This is a genomic window from Sporosarcina sp. Y838, from assembly GCF_056786515.1.
This window is the reverse complement of sequence record NZ_JBXCJD010000052.1, coordinates 1-653: the sequence shown is the minus strand read 5'-3', so window position 1 is coordinate 653 and position 653 is coordinate 1. Positions and strand designations below refer to the sequence as shown.

The following is a 653-nucleotide window of genomic DNA, read 5'->3' as shown; positions in this document are numbered from 1 at the left end:
TCTATGTGAAAACGAAGAAAGCAGGAAATCGGGTTATGAATTCCGTCACTTCATTTATTGAAGGGAAACTTAGATTGAAAGTGAACCTGAATAAATCCGCAGTTGACCGTCCATGGAAAAGGAAATTTCTTGGATTCAGTTTCACAAATGGTAAAGAACCTAAGGTTCGGATTGCCAAAGAAAGTGTGAAACGGATGAAGAATAAAATCCGAGAGATAACCTCAAGGAAGAAACCTTATTCGTTGGACTATCGGATTAAGAAACTCAATCAGTACTTGATGGGGTGGTGCGGATACTTCGCATTGGCAGACACGTCAAGCACTTTCAGGAACCTCGATTCGTGGATTAGAAGAAGACTTCGGATGTGTATGTGGAAGGATTGGAAGAATCCAAGAACTAAGATAAGGAAGCTTATCGGATTAGGTGTACCTCAATGGCAAGCTTATGAATGGGGTAACACTAGGAAAAGTTACTGGAGAATATCCAAAAGTCCGATACTACACAGAACCCTTAGTAATTCCTATTGGAATTACCAAGGGCTCAAAAGTTTATTATTACGTTACGAAACTTTGCGTCATCAATCTTAATTGAACCGCCGTATACCGAACGGTACGTACGGTGGTGTGAGAGGTCGGGAGTTAATCACTCCCTCC

General features: G+C 41.2%; 1 protein-coding gene. It reads left to right on the top strand.

Annotated features, from left to right (window positions below; all coding sequences use genetic code 11):
• Positions 1 to 587: group II intron maturase-specific domain-containing protein (locus tag AC1TO4_RS19855; RefSeq protein WP_482106708.1), on the top strand; the 587-nt coding region annotated here is incomplete at its 5' end.
• Positions 588 to 653 lie beyond the last annotated feature (66 nt).